18 protein-coding genes are annotated in these 23,814 nt (G+C 67.6%); 7 read left to right on the forward strand and 11 right to left on the reverse strand.

Annotated features, from left to right (window positions below):
• Positions 1-45: 45 nt before the first annotated feature.
• From HHL22_RS00845 to HHL22_RS00860, 4 genes are all read right to left on the reverse strand, one after another.
• Positions 46-2,097 carry a T9SS type B sorting domain-containing protein gene (locus HHL22_RS00845; RefSeq protein WP_169529086.1) on the reverse strand — a complete coding sequence of 684 codons (2,052 nt, stop codon included), beginning with the start codon at positions 2,095-2,097 and terminating at the stop codon, positions 46-48.
• Between the two features lie 39 nt (positions 2,098-2,136).
• Positions 2,137-3,228 (reverse strand): aromatic amino acid lyase, encoded by a 1,092-nt coding sequence (locus tag HHL22_RS23700; RefSeq protein WP_206680672.1) that lies wholly within the window; start codon positions 3,226-3,228, stop codon positions 2,137-2,139.
• Positions 3,229-3,332: 104 nt separating this feature from the next.
• Complete coding sequence (hisS, locus tag HHL22_RS00855) at positions 3,333-4,784, reverse strand: histidine--tRNA ligase (protein ID WP_169529087.1); 1,452 nt, start codon at positions 4,782-4,784, stop codon at positions 3,333-3,335.
• A 50-nt stretch (positions 4,785-4,834) separates the two neighbouring features.
• On the reverse strand, positions 4,835-5,101 hold the full coding sequence (locus HHL22_RS00860) for a hypothetical protein (protein ID WP_169529088.1): 267 nt from the start codon (positions 5,099-5,101) through the stop codon (positions 4,835-4,837).
• 180 nt (positions 5,102-5,281) lie between these two features.
• On the opposite strand from HHL22_RS00860, the gene HHL22_RS00865 reads away from it, so the two are divergent.
• Entirely contained in the window at positions 5,282-6,163 is an 882-nt protein-coding gene (locus tag HHL22_RS00865; RefSeq protein WP_169529089.1) for a transporter, read from the forward strand.
• A gap of 163 nt (positions 6,164-6,326) precedes the next feature.
• Here the strand turns inward: HHL22_RS00865 and HHL22_RS00870 are convergent, their stop codons facing one another.
• From HHL22_RS00870 to HHL22_RS00885, 4 genes are all read right to left on the reverse strand, one after another.
• Positions 6,327-8,273, reverse strand: coding sequence for a M28 family peptidase (locus HHL22_RS00870; protein ID WP_169529090.1), 1,947 nt, complete (start codon positions 8,271-8,273; stop codon positions 6,327-6,329).
• Positions 8,274-8,619: 346 nt separating this feature from the next.
• The gene (locus tag HHL22_RS00875) at positions 8,620-9,441 is read right to left on the reverse strand and encodes a hypothetical protein (RefSeq protein ID WP_169529091.1); all 822 of its coding nucleotides are present in this window, start codon (positions 9,439-9,441) and stop codon (positions 8,620-8,622) included.
• A 123-nt stretch (positions 9,442-9,564) separates the two neighbouring features.
• Positions 9,565-12,093: an outer membrane beta-barrel protein gene (locus tag HHL22_RS00880; protein ID WP_169529092.1), complete on the reverse strand. Its 2,529-nt coding sequence runs from the start codon at positions 12,091-12,093 to the stop codon at positions 9,565-9,567.
• Positions 12,094-12,694: 601 nt separating this feature from the next.
• Positions 12,695-14,170 (reverse strand): SDR family oxidoreductase, encoded by a 1,476-nt coding sequence (locus HHL22_RS00885; protein ID WP_169529093.1) that lies wholly within the window; start codon positions 14,168-14,170, stop codon positions 12,695-12,697.
• Positions 14,171-14,325: 155 nt separating this feature from the next.
• Here HHL22_RS00885 and HHL22_RS00890 point away from each other — a divergent pair, with 155 nt between their 5' ends.
• On the forward strand, positions 14,326-15,204 hold the full coding sequence (locus tag HHL22_RS00890) for a DUF2911 domain-containing protein (RefSeq protein WP_169529094.1): 879 nt from the start codon (positions 14,326-14,328) through the stop codon (positions 15,202-15,204).
• Between the two features lie 16 nt (positions 15,205-15,220).
• On the opposite strand, the gene HHL22_RS00895 is transcribed toward HHL22_RS00890, so the two are convergent.
• Complete coding sequence (locus tag HHL22_RS00895; RefSeq protein WP_169529095.1) at positions 15,221-15,646, reverse strand: DUF1810 domain-containing protein; 426 nt, start codon at positions 15,644-15,646, stop codon at positions 15,221-15,223.
• Positions 15,647-15,994: 348 nt separating this feature from the next.
• On the opposite strand from HHL22_RS00895, the gene HHL22_RS00900 reads away from it, so the two are divergent.
• The 3 genes from HHL22_RS00900 (at position 15,995) to HHL22_RS00910 (ending at position 19,201) form a co-directional block, all read left to right on the forward strand.
• Positions 15,995-17,149 carry a sulfite oxidase gene (locus HHL22_RS00900; protein ID WP_169529096.1) on the forward strand — a complete coding sequence of 385 codons (1,155 nt, stop codon included), beginning with the start codon at positions 15,995-15,997 and terminating at the stop codon, positions 17,147-17,149.
• A 252-nt stretch (positions 17,150-17,401) separates the two neighbouring features.
• On the forward strand, positions 17,402-18,355 hold the full coding sequence (locus HHL22_RS00905) for a helix-turn-helix domain-containing protein (protein WP_169529097.1): 954 nt from the start codon (positions 17,402-17,404) through the stop codon (positions 18,353-18,355).
• A 93-nt stretch (positions 18,356-18,448) separates the two neighbouring features.
• Positions 18,449-19,201 carry an SDR family NAD(P)-dependent oxidoreductase gene (locus HHL22_RS00910; protein ID WP_169529098.1) on the forward strand — a complete coding sequence of 251 codons (753 nt, stop codon included), beginning with the start codon at positions 18,449-18,451 and terminating at the stop codon, positions 19,199-19,201.
• Positions 19,202-19,331: 130 nt separating this feature from the next.
• On the opposite strand, the gene HHL22_RS00915 is transcribed toward HHL22_RS00910, so the two are convergent.
• Both HHL22_RS00915 and HHL22_RS00920 read right to left on the reverse strand, forming a co-directional pair.
• Complete coding sequence (locus tag HHL22_RS00915; RefSeq protein WP_169529099.1) at positions 19,332-20,069, reverse strand: LytR/AlgR family response regulator transcription factor; 738 nt, start codon at positions 20,067-20,069, stop codon at positions 19,332-19,334.
• 35 nt (positions 20,070-20,104) lie between these two features.
• Positions 20,105-21,166, reverse strand: a complete 1,062-nt coding sequence (locus HHL22_RS00920; protein ID WP_169529100.1) for a sensor histidine kinase — start codon at positions 21,164-21,166, stop codon at positions 20,105-20,107.
• 234 nt (positions 21,167-21,400) lie between these two features.
• On the opposite strand from HHL22_RS00920, the gene HHL22_RS00925 reads away from it, so the two are divergent.
• On the forward strand, positions 21,401-22,768 hold the full coding sequence (locus HHL22_RS00925) for an alpha/beta hydrolase family protein (RefSeq protein ID WP_169529101.1): 1,368 nt from the start codon (positions 21,401-21,403) through the stop codon (positions 22,766-22,768).
• A gap of 142 nt (positions 22,769-22,910) precedes the next feature.
• The gene (locus HHL22_RS00930) at positions 22,911-23,795 is read left to right on the forward strand and encodes an ABC transporter ATP-binding protein (RefSeq protein WP_169529102.1); all 885 of its coding nucleotides are present in this window, start codon (positions 22,911-22,913) and stop codon (positions 23,793-23,795) included.
• The last annotated feature ends 19 nt before the right edge of the window (positions 23,796-23,814 follow it).

The raw sequence follows: 23,814 nt of genomic DNA on the forward strand, positions 1-23,814 counted from the left end.
GGCTGCGCTCAGCATGACGTTCTTATTTATTTAGTAATCAAGAGCTTACTTCAAGATGCTGACCGAGCCGGTCTGGCTAAACGGCTGGCCGGTTTCGTCCTGCATGGTAAAGCGCCACACGTAGGCGCCGTTGGCCGGGGCGTGGCCCCGAATGGTGCCGTCCCAGGTCTGGCTGCGGTCAGTGGCCCGAAAAACCTCCTGCCCGTTGCGGTCTACTACTACGAAAGAAAAGGCCGTGAGGTAACGCCCCTTCACTTCCAGCACGTCGTTGAGCCCGTCGCCGTTGGGCGTAAACGCGTTGGGCACGGCTAGGTAGGGCTGGCGCACTACGGTAGCCAGGTTGGAGTAGCTGAGGGCGCCGCCCGGCAGGCCTGCCCCGCTGGCCTCGATGCGGTAGCGCAGCACCTGGCGGTCGGCGGGCGGGCTCACGTCGAGGTAGCTGAGGGCCGTGAGCACGGGTGAGGTAGCTAGTACCGTGCCGTCGGGCCCTAGGGTGAGCACGCGGTAGGTAGCGCCCTGGGCCGGGCTGCCGGGCCCGCGCAGCGCGCTCCAGCTGAGGCGGGCCGTGGCACCGGCCGGGTCGGCGGCTTCGGCCGCGAGCAGCACCGGGCAGGTGGCGGGCCCTAGGGCCGAGCGATTGCCGCACACGTCCAGCACCTGGGCCGCGTAGCAGGGCGGCGAGGCTAGCAGCGTGCCCAGGGCCGTAGAATCGCGCAGCAAAGCCGGTGCGGCAAGGGCCGCAAAGGTGTAGTCCTGCCCGCCGCCCTGGCGGCTGTAGGTCACGGTGCTGCCCGCCGGCAGGGCCGCCCCGCCGGGCAGCGCGGCCGTGAGGTTCACGCGGTTCAGCAGGTCGAAGCTGGCTACCACCAGCGGGGCGGGCGGCGCCAGGGTCGAAGTAGTAGTCACCGCTACCTGGTTAGAAAGGGTTTGGCTGCCGCCGGCCGTGGTGGCTTGCAGGCGGTAAGTATAGGTGGTGCCGCAGGTCACGGCCGCGTCGAGGTAGCTGGTGGCGGTGGGCGGCAGCGTGGCCAGGGGCGTGCCGTTGCGCAGCAGCGTGAGGCTGGCCACCGGCCCCGCCGTTTGCCAGGTCAGTGCGTTCACGTTGTTTTGCGAGGCGGCGCTGAGCTGGATGGTGGGCACCGGTTCGGAGAAGGTGGAATCGAGGCCGCATAAATCGTAGTTAGCCAAGCGGTATAGCCCCGGCGGCAACAGGCTCTGCGAGTAAGTGGTGGGCGAAGTGATGCCCACTACCGCGCGAAACCGCGTCGGGTTGGTGGGGCTGGCTACTTGCAGCTGGTTGATAGGCAGTATATTATGGCCGCCCCCCAGGTCGATTAGGCCGCTCAGGCCGCTAAACGTGAAGGCGATTGGGCCTGGCAAGCTGCCCTGCACGGTCAGGCTTTTAATAACGGGCTTCTGCGTTGGGATAACGGGTACCGTAATGGTAACTTGGTTGCCGCACAGCGTATTATCCCGGTAATTGGCCACGACGGTTATCTGGCTGCCCGCCGGCGCGGCAAAGAGCGGAAGCGCCGAGTTGCGCGCGTAAGGACCGCTCAACGGACCACCGTTTACCTGCACAAAGTATTGGTCGTACGGATTTTGAGGAAATCCCTGAAAACCAAGCCGAACATTGCCGGCTGCGCAGGGGATTAAGCTAATATCGGGCACCGGGCTGGCGTACGCCTGGAAATTGCGCACGTACACGACGCCCGTAGTCGGCATCGGCATGCCCGTCGAGAGCGGGTTGCTCAGCTCGGCGATGGAGTAGGGGCCAGCGGCGGTGGGCGTAAACGTGTTGTTGGGTAGTGGCGCCACCGTGAAGTCGCAGCCGGCCGGGGTGGCGTTGGTACCCGGCAGGGCGTTGTAGTAGAGCTTGTTGGGGTCTACCTGCCGGCCGCAGCCTAGCTCGAAGCGCACGGCCCGGCCCACGCACAGCGCCTGCACCTCCTGGCCGCTGGCCACGTCAATGGCCCGGAAGGGCTGCGGGCAAGTAGCGGGGGGCGGGCTTACCAGGCACTGCGCCCAGGAGGTGCAGGCAAGCGGCCCGGCCAGCAGCCCTAGGGTAAGCGCGCAGCTCAGCAAAAATCTCAGCATACCAGTCATGTTTCTTCGCTTTTCTTGCCAACGCTTGGCCTAGGCCCAGGCGTATTCGCGCACGAAGCGGGCGGCGCGCTCCAGGGCAGGCGCCAGCAGCTGGCCGGGGCCCACGAAGGTAGCGTGCGCCCGAAAGGTGACCAAGGCGGCCGGCTCGGCGGCGCCGCTGGCGGCCGGCTGCCAGGCAGCGGCCAGCAACTCCAAGCCCAGTAGCTGCTCGGCTATTTCCACGGTGCGCAGCGCCTCGGCAGCCGCGCCGTTGGCGCTCGCCGCTCGTGCGCGCGGCAGAGTATCGGCCAGGCTGGCGGCCGCCTGGGGCAGAGCCTGCCAGCTGTAGCCCGCCGCCGGGGCGGGCCGGCCGGCTACCAACTGGCCGAGGCGCCGGGCCGCGTCGGTGGCCAGCGCGGCCACCGCTTGGGCAAGCTGCCCTAGGGCGCTCAGCAGTTCAGGAGTGGGCGTTGGGTTGGCGTGCAGCTGGGCGGGCCGGGGCGGGGCCAGCAGGGTGGCCTCGATGAGCTGGCGGCTGGCGGGCAGGGCACCCAGGGTTGGAACGGTGCCGGGCAGCAGGGGGGCCAGGTGGGTGGCGGCGCGCCCTAGGGCCTCGGCGCGGGCCAGGGCCTCGGTAGCGTAGGCGAGCGTAAAGGCCTGGCCACTTAGCAGGGCCAGGGCTTCGGCCGGCGCTGGCAGCGGCAGCGGCTCCCAGCCAAAGAGGCCCAGCACGTCGGCGGCGGCTAGGCGGTAGCCTTGGTAGTTCACCTCCCCGAGGCCCACCAACGGCAAGCATAAGTGGGCCAGTGCGGCTTGGTCGCTGCGCGCCCCTAGGGTGTGCACTACCGGCCACACGTCGCGGCTGAAGAAATCGAGCAGGCGGCGCACGGCGGCCGGGGTGGCGCCGGGCGGAGCCTGGCTCAGCTCGGCGGCTTTGAGCAGCAGCAGGCGGCGCACCAAGCCGGCCGGCAGCTCGGGCCCGAGGCCGGTAGCGCAGGCCAGCAGCAAATCGGGGCCAGCAGCCGGGCCAGCCGCGGGCGCCAGCGGCCAGTCGGCGCCGGGGGCCAGGCGCACGGGCTCATCGCTGGCCAGCAGCTCGGCCAGGGCGCCCAGGGTGAGCGGGCCGGGAGGGAGGTAGGGCATAGGAGCCACAAAGTACGGGACGGCCCGCCGCTGGCGCGCCGCGCTACGCCGGCCGCCCCCGCCGCCCCGCGCTGGCTGCCCAACGCCGGGCTGGCCCCAGGCACTTATACCGTCAGGGCGGCTACCACTTCGGCCAGCGGCAGTGTTTTTTCCTCGCCCGATTGCAGAATCTTGATTTTCGCCACGCCCGCCGCCAGCTCCTCGGGCCCCAGGATGAGCACCAGCGGAATGCCCTTGGCATCGGCGTACTTGAACTGCTTTTGCAGCTTGCTGGCGTCGGGGTACAGCTCGGCCGGAATGCCGGCCTGGCGCAGCTCGGCCAGCAGCGGCAGGGCCGCCCGGCCGCTGGCCGCGTCGAAGTGGGTGAGCAGCACGCGGGTGGGCGTTTCGCCGGCGCCCACGAATAAATCGAGGGTTTCGAGGCAGTCGTAGAGCCTATCCACCCCGAACGAGAAGCCCACGCCCGGCACGCCCGGCAGCCCGAAAGCGCCCGTCAGGTTGTCGTAGCGCCCGCCGCCGCTCACGCTGCCCATGCCCGGCACGTTGTTGATTTTCACCTCGAAGATGCAGCCCGTGTAGTAGCTCAGGCCGCGGGCCAGGGTGGGGTCAAACTCCAGCCGCTCGAACTGCCGGAAGCCCGAGGCCGCCAGCAGGGCGTGCACCTGCCCCAGCTCGCTGAGCCCGCGGTAGTGGGCGGGCTCGTCGTCGTCGGCGCTGTCGGCGGTGGGGCGCTGGCCGTCGGGCTCCACGCCGGCCGTCACGAAGCCGGCCAGCAGGCGGTCCAGCTTTTCCTCGAACGTGCCCGCTACCGCCAGCAGGTCAAACAGGGTGTCGAGGACGGGCTCGGTAAAGCCCTTGGCCAGCAACTCGCGGCTCACGCCCTCGCGCCCAATCTTGTCGAGCTTGTCGATGGCCACGAACAGGTCGGTTTCCTGGCCCTCGCCCCCTAGGGCCTGGTACACGTTGCGCAACACCCCGCGGTGGTTGATTTTGATGGTGAAGTCGTCGAGGCCCAGCTCGCTGAGCACCCGCGCCATCATGAGCACGATTTCGGCCTCGCAGAGCAGCGACGTGGTGCCCACCACGTCGGCATCGCACTGCCAAAACTCGCGGTAGCGGCCGCGCTGCGGCTTGTCGGCGCGCCATACGGGCTGCATCTGGTAGCGGCGGAAGGGGAAGGTGAGCGTGCCCCGGTTCATGGCCACGTAGCGGGCAAAGGGCACGGTGAGGTCGTAGCGCAGGCCCTTCTCGGCTATCTTGGGCAGCACGGCCCTAGGGCCGGTTTCCAGGTCCTCGGCCGTCACGAGCGGGGTGATTTCGCCGCGGCGCTCCTTCACCAGGAAATTGCCCGAGTTCAGTACCTTATACAGCAGCTGGTCGCCCTCGTCGCCGTACTTGCCGGTGAGCACCGAGAGGTTTTCGAGGGTGGGCGTTTCGAGCGGGGCGTAGCCAAACAGCTCGAACGTGCGCCGGATAACGCCAAAAATGTGCTGACGCCGCGCCACCTGGGCCGGGCCAAAATCGCGGGTTCCTTGCGGGATGCTGGGTTTTTCCATTACGGCCGCAAAGGTAGGCCGGGGGCCAGCCTACACCGCCGCCCGCCGGGCTAGCGGGCGGGCTGGTCGGGCAGCGCCTGGCTGGCCGGCTGGCCCGCGCGGGCCCCGTTGGTGACGGCGTTCATCTCGGCGCCCTTCGGCATGTCTTTTTTATATATCGACATAGCGGCCTCCTGCGTTTTGCGGCGGCCATCGGGCAGCTTGGCGGGGTCGACGCCGTAGGGCGTGCCATCGGGCTTGGTGCCGCAGGCAGCCGTGCCCAGGGCCAGCAAGGCGCTGAAGGCGAACAAGAAAAGCAGCGAAATGGACGAGCGCATAAATGATTATTTGGTGAACTTGCGCTTTATACGGGGAAGGCCTGGCCAGGATGCCGGGGTGGGTATCGACCCTAGTGGCAGCACCTAAGGCAAGCCGGCGCTGGCGTTTTGCTGGCCGCGCTCAGTCACTGCGCGGCGGGCTGCGTATGCGGGCCTGTTACCTTTTTTTTACGTTTCGCAATGCGCCACTTTTACGCGGGCTGCCTGGGACTGCTGGCGCTGGCAGGCCCGGCGGCGGCTCAGGCCAACAAGCCGCTGAACGACAGCATCAGCGTCGATAAGCGGCACTACACGCTGCTTCACCCCACGCCGCGCCGCTACATGCGCCCCATGGTGCCCGACCGCCCCGGCATCACCGAGAGCCCGTATTCGGTGGATGCGGGCCACTTTCAGTACGAAACCGACGTGCTGCGCCTGCTCACGCGCCACGAGGGCCCCACCCACGGCCACGACTGGTACGTGAACCACTTCCTGGCCAAAATCGGCCTCACCGACCGCACCGACTTTCAGGTGGCGCTGGATATGTTCACGTATTCGCACAACTTCGACGACAGCCAGGGCGGGGCCAGCCCCTTCAATCAAAACCAGCTGAACCGGGGGGTGGGCGACGTGACGCTGCGCCTCAAGCACACGCTGCTGGGCGACGATGACAGCCGCGGGGCCCTAGGGCTGGTTGGCTACGTGGAGCTGCCCACCGGCGGCCCGGTGGGCGACGGCGGCTACGAGCCCGGCCTGACGCTGACGGGCGTGTTTCAGTGCACCAAAAACTGGAGCGTGGGCGGCCAAGTGGCCAGCAATTTCTTCTACGACCCCGAGGCCGGCCAGCACTTCTACCAGCTCACGCCCACCCTCACCACCGACTACCAGTTCAGCAAGCTGGTGCAGGCCTTCGTGGAAGTAGTGGGCTACTGGGACACCCGCCAGAGCGCCTGGCGCAGCTCGGTGAACCTGGGCCCGCAGCTCGATATTTCGGACAACGTGCAGCTCGACTTTGGCACCCACCTGCCCCTCACGCATTCCGTCGACAGGGAGTATTTCCTGGGGCTGAGCTTTCGGCGCTAGCGGGGCCTAGGGGTAAAATTTAAGGAAAAAGAAGGCGGTCATGCTGAGCGCAGTCGAAGCATCTCTCCCGCGTAAGTAATTCCAATCGTCAGGATTACTGCTGCGGTAGAGATGCTTCGACTGCGCTCAGCATGACCGCCTTTTACTTAGCTACAGGCCTGGCCTACTGCTTGGTAAATTCTAGGGTGCCCCCACCTTGCTTGAGCGTGAAGGTGGGCTTGTCGGCCGCGAACTCCAGGCGCAGGCCGGCTGGGTCAAACTTGAAGATGCCGGGGCTCACCGGCTCCAGCGTGAAGGCGGGCTGGCCGGTAGCCTGGGCTTGCAGCTGGCCCTGCGCATTCTTGCTGAGCACTATTTTGAGTGGCACCTGGGGGTTGCCGTAGGTGCCGGCGTAGCGGTCGAGGTCGGTGGCGGTGGGCGCGTAGCCGGTGGCGCGGAACTGCTCGTCCACCAGGATGCGCTGGTCGCGGTTGGCCACGGCCCAGGCGGTGTGAAACACCAGCTGGTCGCGCCGGGCCATGGCCGGGAAGTCAATCAGCGCCACGTCGTCGGTGGCCTGATGGTACTGGGGGTGCAAGCCGCTGGTGTAGAAGATAATCGGCACGTTGTGCTTGGCGAAGTTGTAGTGGTCCGAGCGCTCGTAGATGTGCTCGGGGTCGTCGGGGGCGTTGTACTTGTAGTCGAGCGCCACCGGCTGGTACTGCTGGTTGGTGGCCTCGCTCAGCGTGTGCAGCTCCTTCGACAGGCGGTCGGAGCCCACCAGGTACAGGTAGTCGCCCTTGCCCTGGTGCAGGCTGTCCACGCGGCCCACCATGTCGATGTTGAGGTCGGTCACGGTGTTGGCCAGCGGGAAGATGGGATGGTCGGTGTAGTACTGCGAGCCCAGCAAGCCCTCTTCCTCGCCCACGTTGGCCAGAAACAAAATACTGCGCCTAGGGCCGTGCCCGTCCTTTTTGGCCTGGGTGAAGGCGCGGGCCATGGCCAGCACGCTCACCGTGCCCGAGCCGTCGTCGTCGGCCCCGTTAAACACCACGCCGTTTTTCACCCCCAGGTGGTCGTAGTGGGCGCTCAGCACCACTACTTCGTCTTTCTTGTCGGTGCCTTCGAGGTAGCCCAGCACGTTTTCGGTGGTGAAGGGCTCTTTCTTTTGCTTGAGTTGCACGTTGGCCGCGGCGGGCTTGAAGCCGCTGGTCACCGGCTTGCCGGCCGCGCCCACCTGCTTCTCGTAGGCAGTCAGGCCGGCTGGGTTGGTGCCCAGCAAGGCCGCCCCTAGGGCCGGCGACACCAGCACGATGCCCGCCCCGCCCGCCTGGGTCGGCTTATCGGGAAACTCCAGCTGCTCGCCGTTGAGCACCTGAGCGTAGTCTTTGGGCACTTGGGCAAACGCGGCGGCCGTGGGGGCCACCAAAAACACCGAGTGCGGCTGGGCGGCGCGCATGGCCGGGGTGCGGGCTACGATGGCCGGCAGGCCGCTGGCGCCGTAGGGGCTGGCGGCGCCCAGCAGCGGCTGCCCGGCCTTGTTGAGCGGCTGGCCCAGCAGCAGCACCAAGTCGCTGCCGGGGGCCGGGAGCGCGTCGGCGTACTTCTCTTCCTTGATGCCGTAGCCCACGAAGGTGGGCTTGATGGTAGCGGCCGCCGCGGCGAAGGCGCCCGGCCGCACCACGTAAAAATCCTTGCCCTGCGTGTACGTTTTGCCGCCCACCTGGATGGCCGAGGCCGGGTCCAGGCTCACCCGGTTCATGGTGAAGTGCTGCAAGTAGGGGTTGTCCGACCCCGGCACTGGGCCCGCCAGCCCGTCGGCCGCAAAGGCCTTGGCGATGTAGTCGGCGGCCATGCGCTGGCCCTTCTGGCCGGTTTCGCGGCCCTCGTACTCGTCCGAGGCCAGCACCGAGAGGTCCTGCTTCAGCGCCTCGGGCGTGATGGTAGCCGCGTAGGGCAGCGAGTAGTCGGTGGTGCTAGCGGCGGCAGTGGCGGGGGCCGTGGTGGCGGCTTCGTCGCGGCGGCCGCGCTTGGTTTTTACCTTCACCTTGCCCGTGGGCTCGGGCGTTTGGGCGGCTACCGCCCCGGCCGCCAGGACCAGGGCCGCCGTGAGGCGCAGTGTTTTCAGCATTCTAAAGAAAAAAGGAGATGTGTGGAACCGTAAAGAAACGGCCAAACCTCCCAGCTGCCGGGTCCGGCCGGCCTGGGGGCGGGCTATTCCGCGCGCCCACCCCTAGGGCCTCCCGGCCAGACCCGGCAAACTGGTCGGCTATTACCTGATAAATTCCGCCCCGCCCCGTTGCCGGGTAAGCGCGGGCGGGGCCGCCCAAACCCACCGGGCAGCCACCAGCGCCGCGCCCAAACGCAACACCCCGCCGCCGCCCGCGGCCCCGTAATCGTCGCGCCGGGTAGCGGGTAGTAGCCGAGTGCTGCGTGTTGGGGGCGGGCCGGCCCTAGGGGGCCCTAGGGCCCTGAGGCTAGCGGCCGCGCGGCGCCGTGGCGGCGTAGGTAGCGGCCGGGGCGGGCAGGTGGCTGGCGTCGAGCACCACCAGCACGCGCTCGCCGGCCTGGGTGTGCTGGGCCACCCGCTGGGCCAAGCGCTGCAGCTGGAAGGCGCGGGCGTCTTCGTCGAGGTGCTGCGCAAAGGCGGGGGCGGGCCGGGTGCCTAGGGCCACCTGCTGCCACGCGCCGCCGCCGGGGCACAGCTGGCGGTAGGCGGCCGCCAGCTCGGGCAGGCTGCGCACCGGCAGCGCCGCGCCGGGCAAAATGGCGTAGCTATTGGCCAGGAACTGCTGCATGGCTTGCTGGAGCACGGCCTTCGAGGGGTGCACGTTGTGGCAATACTGCTGGCTGAGGCGCAGCAGGTAGTACACCTGGAGCTGCGCGGGCTCGGTGCGGGCGCGCAGGTACTCGTACTCGGCTTGGGCGTCGTCGAGGCGCTCGGTGCGCACGCCGTGCTGCTGGGCCAGCAGGCGCACGTAGCCGGTCTCGCCGCAGCGGCTCACCGTGGCGGCCTCGGTGCTGTCCACGCCCATATCGGGCTTCTCTAGCAGCACCAGCGTGGGCCGGCTGGTGGCAAATACCTGCCGCAGCTGGGCAAACTGGGCGTGCTGCGCATCGTGCGAGCTAACCAGGCCGAAGTAGGTGACGCTGCCGCTCGGGGCCATCGGGGCAGTGGCCTGCGGGGCGGCGGCGGGGCCCAGGGCCGACGCGGCGGCCACGAACGTAGCTGACTGGGCCAAGGCGCCGGCGGCGGGGGCAAAAAGGGCGGCGGCGAGCAACAAAGCGGTGGTTTTCATGATGTTGAAAAGAAAAAGGGTGAAGTTGAAAAGGGATTGTGGAGGCAGCAGCGAGCCGCTGAGCCACGAAGGATTGCTGGCTCCTGGGTACTAGCTGGCGGGTAGTGGTGTGGGCGGGGAGCCCTAGCCCCCGAAGCCGCCGCCACTGCTGGGGGCGCTGTCGATGCGGTCGGCCTTGGCCTTGCTGGCGCCGATAAACCAGGTGAAGCCCAGCCAGCCCACGCGGGTCTCGTACTTGTTGTAGAGGCTGGTTTGCAGCTCGGGCGTGGCCAGCTCGTTGCGGCGCACTTGGGTATTGAGTAGGTCGGAGACGCGGAGCGTGAGGGCGGCGCGGTCCTGAAACAGGCGCTGGCGCACGGCCAGGTCGAGGCCGCCGGTGGCCAGCTGCCGGCCCTGGGCCGTGAGCACCGTCGAGCGGATGGTGCCCGTCAGTTGCACGTCGAGGCCTTTGCGGGGCGTGAAGTTGTTGGCCAGGCGGGCGGTGCCGGCCAGGGCGGCGCGGTTGGCGGTGTTCAGGGCGTTGGCGGCAACCTGCGAGTAGTAGACCGAGCCGCTGGCCGACACGCGCCACCACTTGGTGAGGGGCTGGGCCCAGGTCGTTTCGAGGCCGAAGCTGTTGGTAGTGCCCACGTTGTCGTAAGTCTCGCGGGTCACTACGCCCACGTTATTGTCGCGGGTAGCGGCGCTGTCGATGGTGCGCACCCGCCGGATGGCATCCTGCGTGAAGCGGGCGAAGACCGTGTTCGTGATGCTGGCGCCGCCCGCCAGGTTGACCTGGTGACCCAGCTCCAAGTTGTGGCTGAACTCGGGCAGCAGCGCGGCGTTGCCCTGGCGGTAGTTGCGCGGGTCTTGGTAGAGCTGGATGGGCAGCTGCTGCATGAAGTCGGGCCGGTTGAGGCGGCGGGCGTAGCTGAACTGCAGGCGGTTCTGGCCCGGCTCCTTGCCCAGCTCGCGGGCCACCGTGGCCGAGGGGAAAAGGCTGACGTACTGCCGGTTTACGCTGGCGGGGCTATGCTCCACGCCGCCGTTCAGGAAGGTGCCCTCGGTGCGCAGGCCGCCCTGGGCGCTCCAGCCGTGGGCCAGGGTGCGCGAGTAGGTGGCGTAGGCGGCGGGCATCACCTGCGTGAAGCTGTAGGTGAAGGAGTTGGCGGGGTCGAGCTGAAACTCGGCGCTGGGGTCAAGCGAAACGGGCTTGAACATGGCCGTGCGGCCGGCGTTGCGCAGGGTTTGCAGCCGCGCGCCGGTTTCGAGCTTGCCCTTGCCATCGGCGCTGGGCAGCGTGTAGTCTGCCTGCCCGAAGAAAATGCGGGCATCTACCTGCTGCTGCTGCTTGAAGCCGGCGGGCGCGGTGCCGCCCGTTATCAACTGGCTCACCGGAATGTTGGCGCTGATGAGCACCGCGCCGGCGTTGGCGGTTAGCTCGCGGCCCTTATGGGCCTCCCAGGTGTGGCGGTAGTCGGCCGAGCTTTCCAGCACTTTCACTTGCACGTCGGCCAGCTCCTGGCCATACTGCGTGGTGATGGTGGGCGAGCCCACGGTTTGCTGGGTCAGGGTTTGGTTGTCGCGCTCGGTTTGGTGCTCGTAGTGCGGCTGCAGGCTCACGCTCAGCGTTTGCTCCTTGGTCAGGTCGTAGTTCAGGCCCAGGTTCAGGGTGTGGTTGCGGTTGTGCTGCAGGCCTAGGCCCTCCTGGCTGGTGTAGAGCTGGGTATTGTCGGCTAGCCGCGCCGTTTGGGCGTTGCGGTTGAGGGTGCGGTACTGCTGGTCGCTGCCGTCGTAGCCCAGGTTCCAGGTCGCTTTGCCGTGGTGGCGGCTCAGGCTCAGGCTCGGCGAGTACTTGTCGCGGGTGCCCACCACCAGCGCGGCCTGGCCGTTCCAGCCCTCTTTCTTGTCCTTCTTCGTGATGATGTTGATGACGCCCGCGCCGCTGGCGTCGTACTTGGCCGAGGGGTTGGTCATCACCTCCACCTGCGCAATCTGGGAGGCCGGAATCTGGTCGAGGCGCGGGCCGGGGCCGCCGTTGCTGGTGCCGGCCGGCTTGCCATCAATGAGGATGGTCAGGTTCGAGGAGCCGCGCAAGCTCACCGTGCCGCTCGCGTCTACCGCCACGGCGGGCACGTTTTCAAGCACGTTCACGGCCGTGCCGCCCACGCTGCTCAGGTCCTTTTCCACGTTAATCACCGTCTTGCCCAACTCCTGCTGCACCACGGCCTTCTGGCCCGTCACGGTTACCTCGCCCAGCTGCTGGGTGGCGGCGCGCAGCTTCAGCACCCCTAGGGCCACGGTGGCTTGGCCAGGCGCCACTCGCACGGCCAGCGCTAGCGGCTGGAAGCCCAGGGCCAGCACCCGCAGCTGGTAAGTGCCGGCCGGCACGCCGGGCAGCGCAAACTGGCCGTCGAGCGCGGTTTGGCCGCTGGCTACCAGGCTGGTATCGGCGGAAGCGGCGCGGCGCAGCAATATGGTGGCAAAGGGCAGCGGCTCGGCCTTGGCGCCAGCCTCTACGGCCGTGCCGCCGAGCGTGGCGCCCTGGGTGGCGGCCAGGGGGCTAGGGGCGGTTTGGCCAGCGCTGCCCGGCGCTTGGGCCCGCAAGGCAACGGGGGCGGCCAGCAGCAGGCCGGCGGCTAGTAGCGCATTGATTTTCAAAGAGAAATTCATGGCTGAAAGTCAAAAAGTGGGGTTGCGAAAGGGCACGCCGATTCCGTTCCCGGCCGGCCGCGGTTCCGGCCAGGGGAAAAAAACGCGCCTATGAAAGGCTAGGGGAGGTGGGCAGGGGAGGCTCCTGCTCGCCAGGGGCGAAGGGGGCCGGGGGGCGGGGCGCCGCAGGGGCCGCGCGGGTAGCTGCTGGGCGGGGCCAGGTTATAGGCTTAGGGCAGTACTAGGCGTTTGATAGAACAAATGTACACTAGGTACTTTGTGTTGCAAGGTACTGTTGCAAAATATTTTTCTCAATCGCCGTTTCCAGCAAGCGGAGCAACTATTTCGCCTCGTTTTTTTAGGGTTTGTAGCGGTTACCGGCCCTAGGGCCCAAACGTTACACGCTCCCCAGCGGGCGGGTACGAAGGGCTAGATGGCCAAAGCCCGCCGGCAGTTGCCTGGATTAGGCAAAAAAACGTCCTGGGCGCCGGGCCAGCCGGGCGCGCCACCCGCCCGGCCGCAGTCGGCTGCGCGCTAGAAGCACGGTGGCCGCCCAGCATACGGGGGTGTAGCGACGCATCTTTGCATCGCTACACCCCCGTATGCTGGCTGCGCGACTGCCCTAGGCTGCGCTGGTGGGGTAGGCCAACAGATTCTTAATCATGCCCTTGAAGATGATGCCGTGGAAGGGCAGCACGGCATACCAGTAGAGGCGACCCAGCAGGCCTTCGGGGCGGTAGGCGGCCAGCTGCTCCAGGGTGTGGCTGCCATCGGCATTGCGGCTGATGCGGAACTGCAGCCAGGCCTCGCCGGGCAGCTTCATCTCGGCATACAGCAGCAGGCGGCAAGCGGTGGGGTCGGCCACCAGCACGCGCCAAAAATCGAGCGGGTCGCCGGCCCGCAGGTGGTTGGGCGAGCGGCGGCCCCGGCGCAAGCCCACTCCACCCACCAGCTTGTCCAGCAGCCCCCGGATGCGCCAGAGCCAGTCGGTTTTGTACCAGCCCCGCTCGCCGCCGATGCGCCAGATATTATCCAGCACCTCGGCCACGGGGCGGGTAAACTTGCGCTTCTGGCGGTCGAAAAACATGCCGTGCTTAGGTATCTGGATGGCATCCATGTAGTTCTGGCGCAGCGTGCCGCTGCTCATGGCGTCGCTCCAGCTGCTCACCACCTCATTTTGCTCGATGCGCTGAAAGGCTAGCGCCAGCGCCGCCCGGTAGCTCATGCACTGGTGCGGAATGACGCGCGCGATGCTGCGCGCCGGGTCGGCCACGGTGTCATTTTTGAGGCTTTCGACCAGGCTTTGGGCCAGCGAAAACGACGTGCTCGTGACCAGGTACAGCCACCACGACGAGAGTCGGGGCGTGAGCACGGGCACCGTGACTATCCAGCGCCGGTAGCCGCGCACGGCGGCCAGGCCCAGCAGCATTTGCTTGTAGGTCAGCACATCGGGCCCCCCTAGGTCGAAGCTCTGCCCGAGGCAGGCGGGATTGGCGAGCACGGCCGTGAGGTAAAAAATCACGTCCCGGATGCCCAGCGGCTGGCAGCGCGAGTTGAGCCAGCGCGGCGTCACCATCACCGGCAGCTTCTCCACGATGTCGCGGATAATCTCGAACGAGGCCGAGCCCGAGCCAATAATGATGCTGGCCCGCAATACCGTGAGGCGCGCCGTGTGCGCCTGGGCCAGCACCTGCTCGACGGCGCTGCGCGAGCGCAGGTGCACGCTCAGGTCGTGGTCGTTGGCAATGCCCGAGAGGTAGACGACCTGGCGGGCCGTCGTGCGGTCGAGGTAGGCCGTGAAGTGCTGGGCCGACGCCTGCTCGAGGCGGTAAAAGTCCGCGCTGCCGTGGCTGCTCATGGAGTGCACCAGGTAGTAGGCGGCGTCAAGGTCGCGGGGCAGGTCGGCCAGCGTTTCCGGCTTCAGCAGGTCGCCCTGCGCCACGCTCACCAGCGAATGCTGGCTGGCGGGCAGCGTATCGGGCAGGGCAAAGCGGCGGGCATCGCGCACCAGGCACACCACCGCGTGGCCGGCCCCGGTGAAGGCGGGTAGCAGGCGCTGGCCAATGTAGCCGGTGGCCCCGGTGAGCAGAATTTTCATGGGGTAGGCAGGCAGGCAAGGAGTGCAAAAGGAGCCCCGGCGCGGGCCTGGGCGGGGCGCCGGGCCCTAGGCCCCACCCGCGTAGTAACAACGTAGGAATGACGCACTTGTTCGCCCGCGCCGCGTTCCTAGGGCCACCGCGTATTTTTGGGGCCATGACTTCTTCCAATCCCCGCGCCCTCGCTCACCTCCTGGCTGGGCTGGCCCTGCTGCTGGCACCCGCCGCCCACGCCCAGGCCCCCCTCAACTTGCCGCAGCCCAGCCCGGCCGTGCGCCTGCGCGAGGCCTTTTCCACTACGTTCGTGGAGCTAGCTTATTCGCGGCCCTCGCTCAAGGGGCGCGTGGCTTTCGGCGGGCTCGTGCCCTACGACCAGGTGTGGCGCACGGGGGCCAACACGGTCACCAAAATTCGCTTTGGCGAGGCCGTGACGCTGGGCGGGCAGGCCGTGCCGGCCGGCACCTACGCCCTGCTCACCATCCCCGGCAAAACCGACTGGACCCTCATCCTCAACCGCGACACCGCCCAGTGGGGCGCCTACGAGTACAAGCAGAGCCTCGACGTGCTGCGCCTGCCCGCCAAGGCCACCAAGCTGGCCGCCCCCCAGGAAAGCCTAAGCCTCAGCCTTGAAAACCTGCGCCCCGCCGCCGCCGACCTCACCCTGGCCTGGGAGCGGGTGCAGGTGAGCCTGCCCCTGGTGGGCAACCCCGACCCGCTGGTGCTAGCCCAAATAAAAACGGCCATGCAGGGCGAGAAGAAGCCCTACCTGGCGGCGGCGCAGTACTACTACAACTCCAACCAGCCCGACCTGACGCCCGCCGTGGGCTGGCTCGACGAGGCCATCAAGGCCAATCCCAACTACTCATACTACTACTGGAAGGCCAAGCTGCTGCAAAAGCAAGGCAAGCCCCAGGAGGCCGGCGCCGCCGCCCGCAAGTCGCTGGATTTGCTCGCGGCCACTAAGAACGAGGTGGCGAAGGACGAATACACGCGCCTCAACGTGCAGCTGCTGAGCGAGGTAAAGGGCAAGAAGTAGAGGCTCAGCTCCTGGCTCACTGCCCCAGCAAGCGCAGCGTTTGCGCATCCGGCGCCCCGCCGAAAAACTTAGCTAGCACCGCCTGAAACACCGGGTCGGCGCTCGGCACCTGGGCGAAGAGCGTCATCGACGAGCGCAGCTTCAGGTCGTCGGGCGTGCCCATGATGGCGGTGGCATTGCTACCCGGCAGGGCCAGCAGCGCCCGCGCAATTTCCGCCAGCCGGGGCCCTAGGGTAGGGTGGGCCAGGTAAGCCGCCGCCTCGCGGGCATTGGCCAGGGCGTAGTACTGCGCCGTGCTGCTGTAGCCCAGGCCCCGAAGCTGGGGGAAGATATACCACATCCAGTGGCTGCGCTTGCGGCCGGCCCGCAGCTCGGCCAGGGCCGTCGGGTAGTCGCGCTGCTGGGCGTCGAGGAAGCGCTGGAGGTTGATTTCTGTGGCCATGCCGGGTAAACCAAGCGGTGAATTAGCGCGAATTCGCAGTCAGTATATAGTAGGAGTGGGGCTGGCCCCCGCCCGCCGTTAGCGCCGCTGCCCTAGGGGTGAACGAAAGCGCCTAAACGGAGCAGGCGACGGGCCCGCCCCGCCCCTACGGTGCCCTGACTACGAAACCGCCGTAGGTAGGAGGGTAGGACGCGCAAAGCCGACCGCGGGTTTAGGCCGAGCCACCAAAACCACTCCCCTGGCTTGCCCTGGTGGCGATTCGCGGCCGCGCCCTCTCCCAGCGGCGGGCGGCCTGGGTGGGATAGGTGCCCTGCCCGTTACTTTAGGGGCCCCCTACGCCCTTGCTCTATGGAAGAGACGACCCCTGGCTCCACCCAAGCTGCCCCGACCAGTACTGCCGCAAGTAGCCCGCCCCCGCCGGTGCCGACGGGTTCCAGCGCAGCACTCTTTCCCGGCCTCATCACCCGCGAGCAGGAGCCGCTTAACCTGGAGCTGCCCTTCCCGACCCTGGCCGAGCGCCTGGTGCCCACCAATCAGTTCTACGTGCGCAGCCACTTTCCCGTGCCGGCGGTGGAGGCGGCCAGCTGGCAGCTCAGCCTCGAAGGGGAAGTGGGGCAGGCGCTGACAATCGACTACGACGAGCTGCGCCGCCTGCCCGCCACCACCCTCATGGCGACCCTCGAATGCGCCGGCAACGGCCGCGCCCGGCTCGCCCCCAAGGCCAAGGGCCTGCTTTGGGAGCAAGGCGCCGTGGGCAACGCCACCTGGACCGGCGTGCCCTTGTCGGCGCTGCTGGCGCGGGCCGGCGTGCAAGCGGGCGCGCAGGAAGTCATCTTTGAAGGCGCCGACCAGGGCCCGGTCAACGACGAGCCGCGGGCGCCGGGCGTTATTCCCTACGCGCGCAGCCTGCCGCTGGCCAAGGCCCGCCAGCCCGAAGTGCTGGTAGCCTACCTCATGAATGGCCAGCCCCTGACGCCCGAGCACGGCTTTCCGGTGCGGCTGGTGGTGCCGGGCTACTACGGCATGGCCTCGGTGAAGTGGCTGCACCGCATTACGGTCAGCGCCGCGCCCTACGCCGGCTACTGGCAAACGCTGGAGTACGCCTACTGGCGGCGCACGCACGGCCTGCCCACCCTGGTGCCCGTGGCCGAGATGCTGGTGAAGGCCGAAATTGCCCGCCCCGCCTTGCACGAATTCGTGCCGGCCGGGCAGCCCTACCGCATGTTTGGCGCGGCCTGGGCGGGCGAGAGCGAGGTGGCCCGCGTGGAAGTGAGCACCGACGGCGGCCGCACCTGGCAGCCCGCCCACCTGCTCGACGAGGCCGTGCCCTTCGCCTGGCGCCTCTGGGAGTTTAGCTGGACGCCGCCCGCCGCGCCGGGCCGCCACACCCTGCAGGCCCGCGCCACCGACCGCGCCGGCCACTGCCAGCCCACCACCCACGACCCCGACCGCCGCAACTACATGATTACCAAAATTGCTTCCGTGGAGGTGCAGGTAGGCTGAAGGCCTGGCGGTGCGCCCAGCCACCACCCCTAGGCCCCGCACCCGCAAAAACTACCGCCAGCTAGCGGCGGGTGGTGCGGGCCCCCGCCCGTCGCCCGCACCACGCAGCCAATTTCGTTCACCCCTAGGGCAGCGGTGCTAACGGCGGGCGGGGCCAAGCCCGCCCCTACGGTGCCCGGAATTGGCTGCTGGCAAACCTTTTAACCCCTAGGGGGTTAGGGATGCTTTGAATCCTACAAGCCCGCTGCTGCCATGACCACCGACGCGCTGACCGCCCTTTACCAGGAGCTAGCCCCCTGCACCAGTGATAAGCTAAGCGCGCTGCTGCCCGGCGGCATTCAGCGCGAGGTGGGCCACTTCAACGTGTTTGAGGTGGCGGAGCAGGCTACTTCCTACCCGCCGCCCCAGTTGCGGCCCGGCACGCCCTACGCCTGCCGCGCGTTTTACAAAATCAGCTTGCTGCGCAGCCGCAGCCACGCCGAGTACGCCCACCGCACCATAGCCATCGAGCCCGATGCGCTGGTGTTTACGACACCCAAAGTACCCTTATACTGGCGGCCCGCCGAGGCGCAGCGGGCGCAATTTTGCGTCTTCACGGCCGAGTTTGTGCTGCCGGTGCTCGGCGGCAGCACCCCCGACGAGCTGCCGCTGTTCCGGGCCGAGGGGTATCCGGTGTTCCAGCTGACGCCCCCGGCAGCTGCGCGGGCGGCGGCCATCTTCGACCAGATGCGCGAGGAGCTAGCTTCCGACTACGTCCACAAGTACGACCTGCTGCGGGCCTACGTGCTGGAGCTGCTGCACCTGGGCCAGAAGCAGCAAGCTACCGCCGCGCTGCACCCCGCGCACACGGCGGCCGCCCGGCTCTCGTCGCGCTTCGTAGAGCTGCTGGAGCGGCAGTTTCCGCTCACCACGCCCCAGCAGCGCGTGCAGCTGCGCACGGCCAAGGACTTTGCCGACCACCTGGCCGTGCACGTCAACCACCTCAACAAGGTGCTGAAAGACAGCACGGGCCGCACCACTACCGACCTCATCGGGGGGCGGCTGGCGCAGGAAGCCAAGGCCCTGCTGCACCAGTCGGAGTGGTCGCTCTGGGAAATTGCCGACAGCCTGGGCTTCGTGGACGTGGCCCACTTCTCCCACTTCTTCCGGCGCTACGCCCCCGTAAGTCCCGGCGCTTTTCGGGCGCAGGCCGCGGCGTTCATTTGATTTCTACAACAAGTCGATTGGCGCGTACAACGCCGCCGCTAGTGCCCTAGGGGACCTTTGTCGTATTCCATCAACACTGCAAACGCACTCGCTATGAGTACTTCCAACATCGCCCTGCTCACCGGCGGCAGCCGGGGCCTGGGCAAAGACATGGCCCTGAAGCTCGCCCAGCAGGGCATCGACGTTATCCTCACCTACCGCAGCCAGCAGGCCGAAGCCGCCGCCGTGGTGGCCGAAATTCAAGCCCTAGGCCGCCGCGCCGCCGCCCTGCCCCTGGACGCGGCCGACCTGAGCACCTTCGGGGCGTTTTTCACGCAAGTCACTAAGGTGCTGGCCGATACCTTCGGCACCGACCGCTTCGATTTCCTCATCAACAACGCCGGCACCAGCCTGACCGCGCCCATCGCCGAAACGACGGAGGCCCAGTTCGATGAGATGCTGAACATCCATTTCAAGGGCGTGTACTTCCTCACGCAGCAGGCCCTGCCACTGTTGCGCGACGGTGGCCGCATCATCAATATCTCCTCGGCCACCACGCGGGTTTCCTACGCCGGCGTTTCGGCCTACGCCACCATGAAAGGGGCCGTGGAGGTCTTCACGCGCTACCTGGCCCTGGAGCTGGGCAGCCGCAATATTGCGGCCAATGTGGTGGCGCCCGGCGCCGTGTTCGGCGGCGGGGCCATGACGGACACGCCCGAAATCCGCGCCTGGGTGGCCCAGGCCACGGCCCTAGGCCGCGTAGCCGAGCCCGACGACATCGGCGGTATTGTGGCCTTCCTGTGCACCAACGCGGCCCGCTGGCTCAACGGTCAGCGCATCGAGGCTACCGGCGGCATGGTGCTGTAAGGCTGGTAGGCTAAATACTGCAAGCCCCTTGCCGATGCAGGCGAGGGGCTTGCAGTGTTTAGTGCTGGCTATCAGATTTTACACAACTATCGCCCGCTCGCCAGCAGTTGCTAAAGGCCTTTGGGCCACTTTATTTGGGCTCACGGGCAGCGCCGTTGAGTTGCCGCAGCACGTCTGGGCGGTAGGTGCTGCCCACCGGCAGCTCGCGCGTACCGACTACCAGAATGTTGCCGCTAAATCGTTCGATGTTCGCCAGGTTGACTACGTAAGACTTGTGAATGCGCAGAAACTGCGTGGCGGGCAGTTGGCTTTCCAACTGCTTCATCGTTTCGGCGGTAAGCAGCACCCGCCCGCTGGCCAGGTGGCATTTTACAAAGTTGCCGTAGCCTTCGATAAAGTGCAGGTCGGCCACCCGCACCCGCTCCATGCCAGCATCGGTCTTGAGGAAAATAGCCGTCGTGGCTGGCTCCACCGCCGGGGCTAGGGGCACCGCGCTGGCGGCGGGGCGGCCAGCGTGCAAGCGGCTAATGGTTTTGACAAAGCGCTCGAAGCGAATGGGTTTCAGTAGATAATCGGCCACGCCCAGCTCGAAGGCATCGAGGGCGTGGGTGGCGTGGGCCGTGCACAGCACCACGGCCGGCGGCTGGGGTAGGGCGCGCAGCAAGTCCAGGCCGGTGAGGCCGGGCATGTCCACGTCGAGAAATAGCACATCGACGGGCGTAGTATGCAGCTGGGCCAGGGCCTCGGCGCCGCCGTAGCAACTGCCAGCCCAGGCCACCAGGCCGGGCAGGCGGTCGAGGTGGGCGCGCAGCACGGTATGGGCCAGGGGCTCGTCATCAACTACTAAGCAACGCAGGGGCACGGGCATGGGCAGGGCGCAGAGAGTCCCGAAGATACCAGGCGCTACAGACTCAGCTGCAGGGTGGCCGCGTAGTAGCCCGGCGTGGCCTCTACGCGCAGCTGGTGGCGGGCGCCGGGGTAAAACTGCGCCAGCCGGGCGCGCAGCGTGGGCAGCCCCACGCCCGAAGGGGCCGGCCGGAAGTGGGCCGGCACGCTGTTTTCGGTGCGCAGCGTGAGGCTGGTGGCCGTTTGCACCAGGCCGATGCGAATGAAGCCCGCGCCCTCCGGCCCCACGGCGTGCTTGAAGCAGTTTTCGACCAGCGGCAACAGCAGCAGCGGGGCCAGCGGGTGGTCGGGGTGCGGCAGCTCGGCTTGAAACTCGACCTCGGTGCCGGCCCGCAGCCGCAGCTTTTCCAGGCCGATATAGTTGCGCAGGTAGTCGGCCTCGGAGCCTACCGTGCTGCGGGCCTGGCGCGAGCTGTCGAGCTGGTAGCGCAGCAAATCGGCCAGCTGCAGCAGGGCTTCGGGTATCTGGTCGGGGGCGGCCAGGCTCAGGCCGTAGAGGTTGTTGAGGGTGTTGAACAGAAAATGCTGATTCACCTGGGCTTTAAGCAAGCTCAGCTCCGTTTCGAGCTGCCGGGCGTGCAGCTGCTGCACCTGGTAGTAGCTCTTGATGCCGCGCCGCGTGTAGCGGGCCACGGTGGCCAGCAGCAGTGTAGTGACCACGTTGGCGGCGGCTTGGCCGAACTCTGCCGGCCAGGGCTTTGGCGCCGCGGCAACCACTACCCCCGGCCCTTCTTTGCCGAAGACGACGGTGGAATGCGGCCTAGGGTCTACGTGCCTACCCACTGCCGCCAGCACCGCCGAGCCCAGTAGGATGGCCGCCACCGTGCCGGCCAGGTACCACCCGTAGCGGCGGTGCTCCAGTTGGTGGCTCAGCAGCCAATAGTGGGCATAGATGGCCAGCGCCGGCCCTAGCAGCACCGGCAACGAGTAGGGCAGGCCAAACACCCGAAACTGACCCGGCAAGACTACGCGATTCAGGTAGGTGAACAAACTCACTATCAGCAGCCAGCCGATGGCATGGCGCAGCACGCGCGGAGTGAGAAAGGAGGGCCGGGTCATGGGGCAAAACTACGGCCCGGCCGGGCCGGGCTGGGGCTAAAAATGACGAACGCCGCTTGTCCGCCACTAACCCGCGTTCGTCAGCCAAGCGGGGCATTTCGTCATTTAAAAAAGGCGCGGGCAGGGGCAGCCAGCCACTTTTGGCTCAGTGGAGCGCAGCTGAAAGGGAAGCCCGCTCGCCTTCGCCCAGCTGCTGCCCGCCTGTTTTTCACCCTCTACCCACCGCGCTGCCCCATGAAAACGCTCTTGTTCGCTGCCCTGCTCCTAGGCCCCGCGGCCGCTTCCGCCCAAACGCCGGCCAGCCTCACCGGCGACTGGCGCGGCAGCCTGGGCGGGCTCACTTTCACGGCTCACCTGCAAGACCCGGCCGGCGGCCCCCGCACCGCCACCCTCGACATTCCGGCTCAGAAAGCTGCTGGCCTACCCCTGGCTTTTGCGCTGAAAGCCGACAGCGTGTACCTCGACCTGGCCGTGGCCCACGCCCGCTTTGCCGGCCGCCGCGCCGCCGACGGGCAAACCCTGGCCGGCGAGTGGCGGCAGGGCGGGCAGGCCCTGCCCCTGGTTTTCAGCCGGGTGGCGCCCGATGGCACTGCGGCCGGCCCCCAGCGGCCCCAGACGCCCCACGCGCCGTTTCCCTACCAGAGCCAGGACGTGACGTTTCGCAACGAAGCGGCCGGCGTGACGCTAGCCGGCACCCTCACCGAGCCGGCGGGCGCGGGACCGTTTCCGGCCGTGGTGCTACTCACCGGCTCGGGGCCCGAAGACCGCGACGAGACGCTGTTTGACCACAAGCCCTTCGCCGTGCTGGCCGACTACCTGACCCGGCGCGGCGTAGCCGTGCTGCGCTTCGACGACCGGGGCGTGGGCCAGAGCACCGGCACGCTGGCCGGCACCACCAGCGCCGACTACGCCGCCGATGCCCGCGCGGCCCTGGGGTGGCTGCGCGCCCAGCCGGGCATCGACCCCAAGCACGTGGGCCTGCTGGGCCACAGCGAGGGCGGCACGGCCGCTTTGCTGGCCGCCGCGCAGCCGCAAGGCCCTGATTTTGTGGTGCTGCTGGCCGCGCCCGGCTTGCCCGGCGATGAAATGATGGTGCAGCAGGCCGTGGCCCTGGCCCGCCTGCAAACCAGCGACCCCGCCGCCCTGGCCACCATCGAGCAGCGGCAGCGGGCGGCGCTAGCCGCCATTACGCAGAACCCCGACAACGGCCCGGCCCGCGCCCAGCTGCTGGCACTGCTAACGGCCGCCGGCGCCAGCCCGGCCGCCGCCGAGCGCACCGCCGCCCAAATGACGACCCCCGGCTACCGCGCCCTGCTGGCCGACCGCCCCGCCCAGACCATAAGCCGGGTGCACTGCCCCGTGCTGGCCCTAGGCGGCAGCCGGGACGTGCAGGTGGTGGCCGCGCCCAACCTGGCCGCCCTGCGCCAGGCACTGCAAGCCGCCCACAACCCCGACGCGACGGTGCGCGAGCTGCCCGGCCTCAACCACTTATTTCAAACTGCGGCCACCGGCGCCATCAGCGAGTATGCCACGCTGGAAGAGACCTGCTCGCCCACGCTGCTGCAAGCTGTGGGCGACTGGGTGGTGCGCCACGGCAAATAAGCCGGCCCGCCAGGCAACCCTTGGGCCGCTGGCTTCATCCCCTTAGCAGGGCCCTAGGGGGCTGGCTAAGGGGCTGGCGAGCCGCGCGCTGTAATACTTGCTCGCCCAACCGTGATTCACTACCCGCACTCATTTTTTGCTTATGGCGCTCACCATTACCAACCTCTCCAAAACCTACCCCAACGGCACGCAGGCGCTGCGGGGCGTCAACCTCACCATCCCGACCGGCATGTTTGGCCTGCTGGGCCCCAACGGGGCGGGCAAAAGCAGCCTGATGCGCACCATCGCCACTTTGCAGGATGCCGATACGGGCAGCATCCTGCTCGATGACCTCGACGTGCTGCGCGACAAGGAAGCCGTGCGCCGGGTGCTGGGCTACCTGCCGCAGGAGTTTGGCGTATATCCCAAGGTGAGCGCCGAGGAGCTGCTCGACCACTTCGCCACCCTCAAGGGCATTGCCAGCGGCCGGGAGCGCAAGGAGATGGTGGCCGCCCTGCTGCACCAAACCAACCTCTACGACGTGCGCAAAAAATACGTGGGCGGCTACTCGGGCGGTATGAAGCAGCGCTTCGGCATTGCGCAGGCGCTGCTCGGCAACCCGCGCCTCATCATCGTGGACGAGCCCACGGCCGGCCTCGACCCCGCCGAGCGCAACCGCTTTCACAACCTGCTGAGCGAGATTGGCGAAGACCGGGTGGTGATTCTCAGTACCCACATTGTCAGCGATGTAAGTGATTTGTGCCGCCACATGGCCATCATCAATAAGGGCGAAGTGCTGCTCACCGGCGACCCCCTGCAAGTGATGCAGGCCCTGCGCGGCCGCGTGTGGCGCAAGCTGATTGAGAAAGCCGAGCTGCCCGCCCTGCAAGCCAGCGAGCAGGTTATCAGCTCGCGCCTGTTTGCGGGCAAAACGGTGGTGCACGTGCTGGCCGACGCCGCGCCCGACAGTGGCTTCGAGGCCGTGAGCCCCGACTTGGAAGACGTGTATTTCTCGGAAATTAAAAACTCGGAGCTGCCAGTCAGATAGCCAAGGCCGTGGCGCCACA

It is taken from the genome of Hymenobacter polaris (assembly GCF_012927305.1).
Lineage (GTDB): Bacteria > Bacteroidota > Bacteroidia > Cytophagales > Hymenobacteraceae > Hymenobacter > Hymenobacter polaris.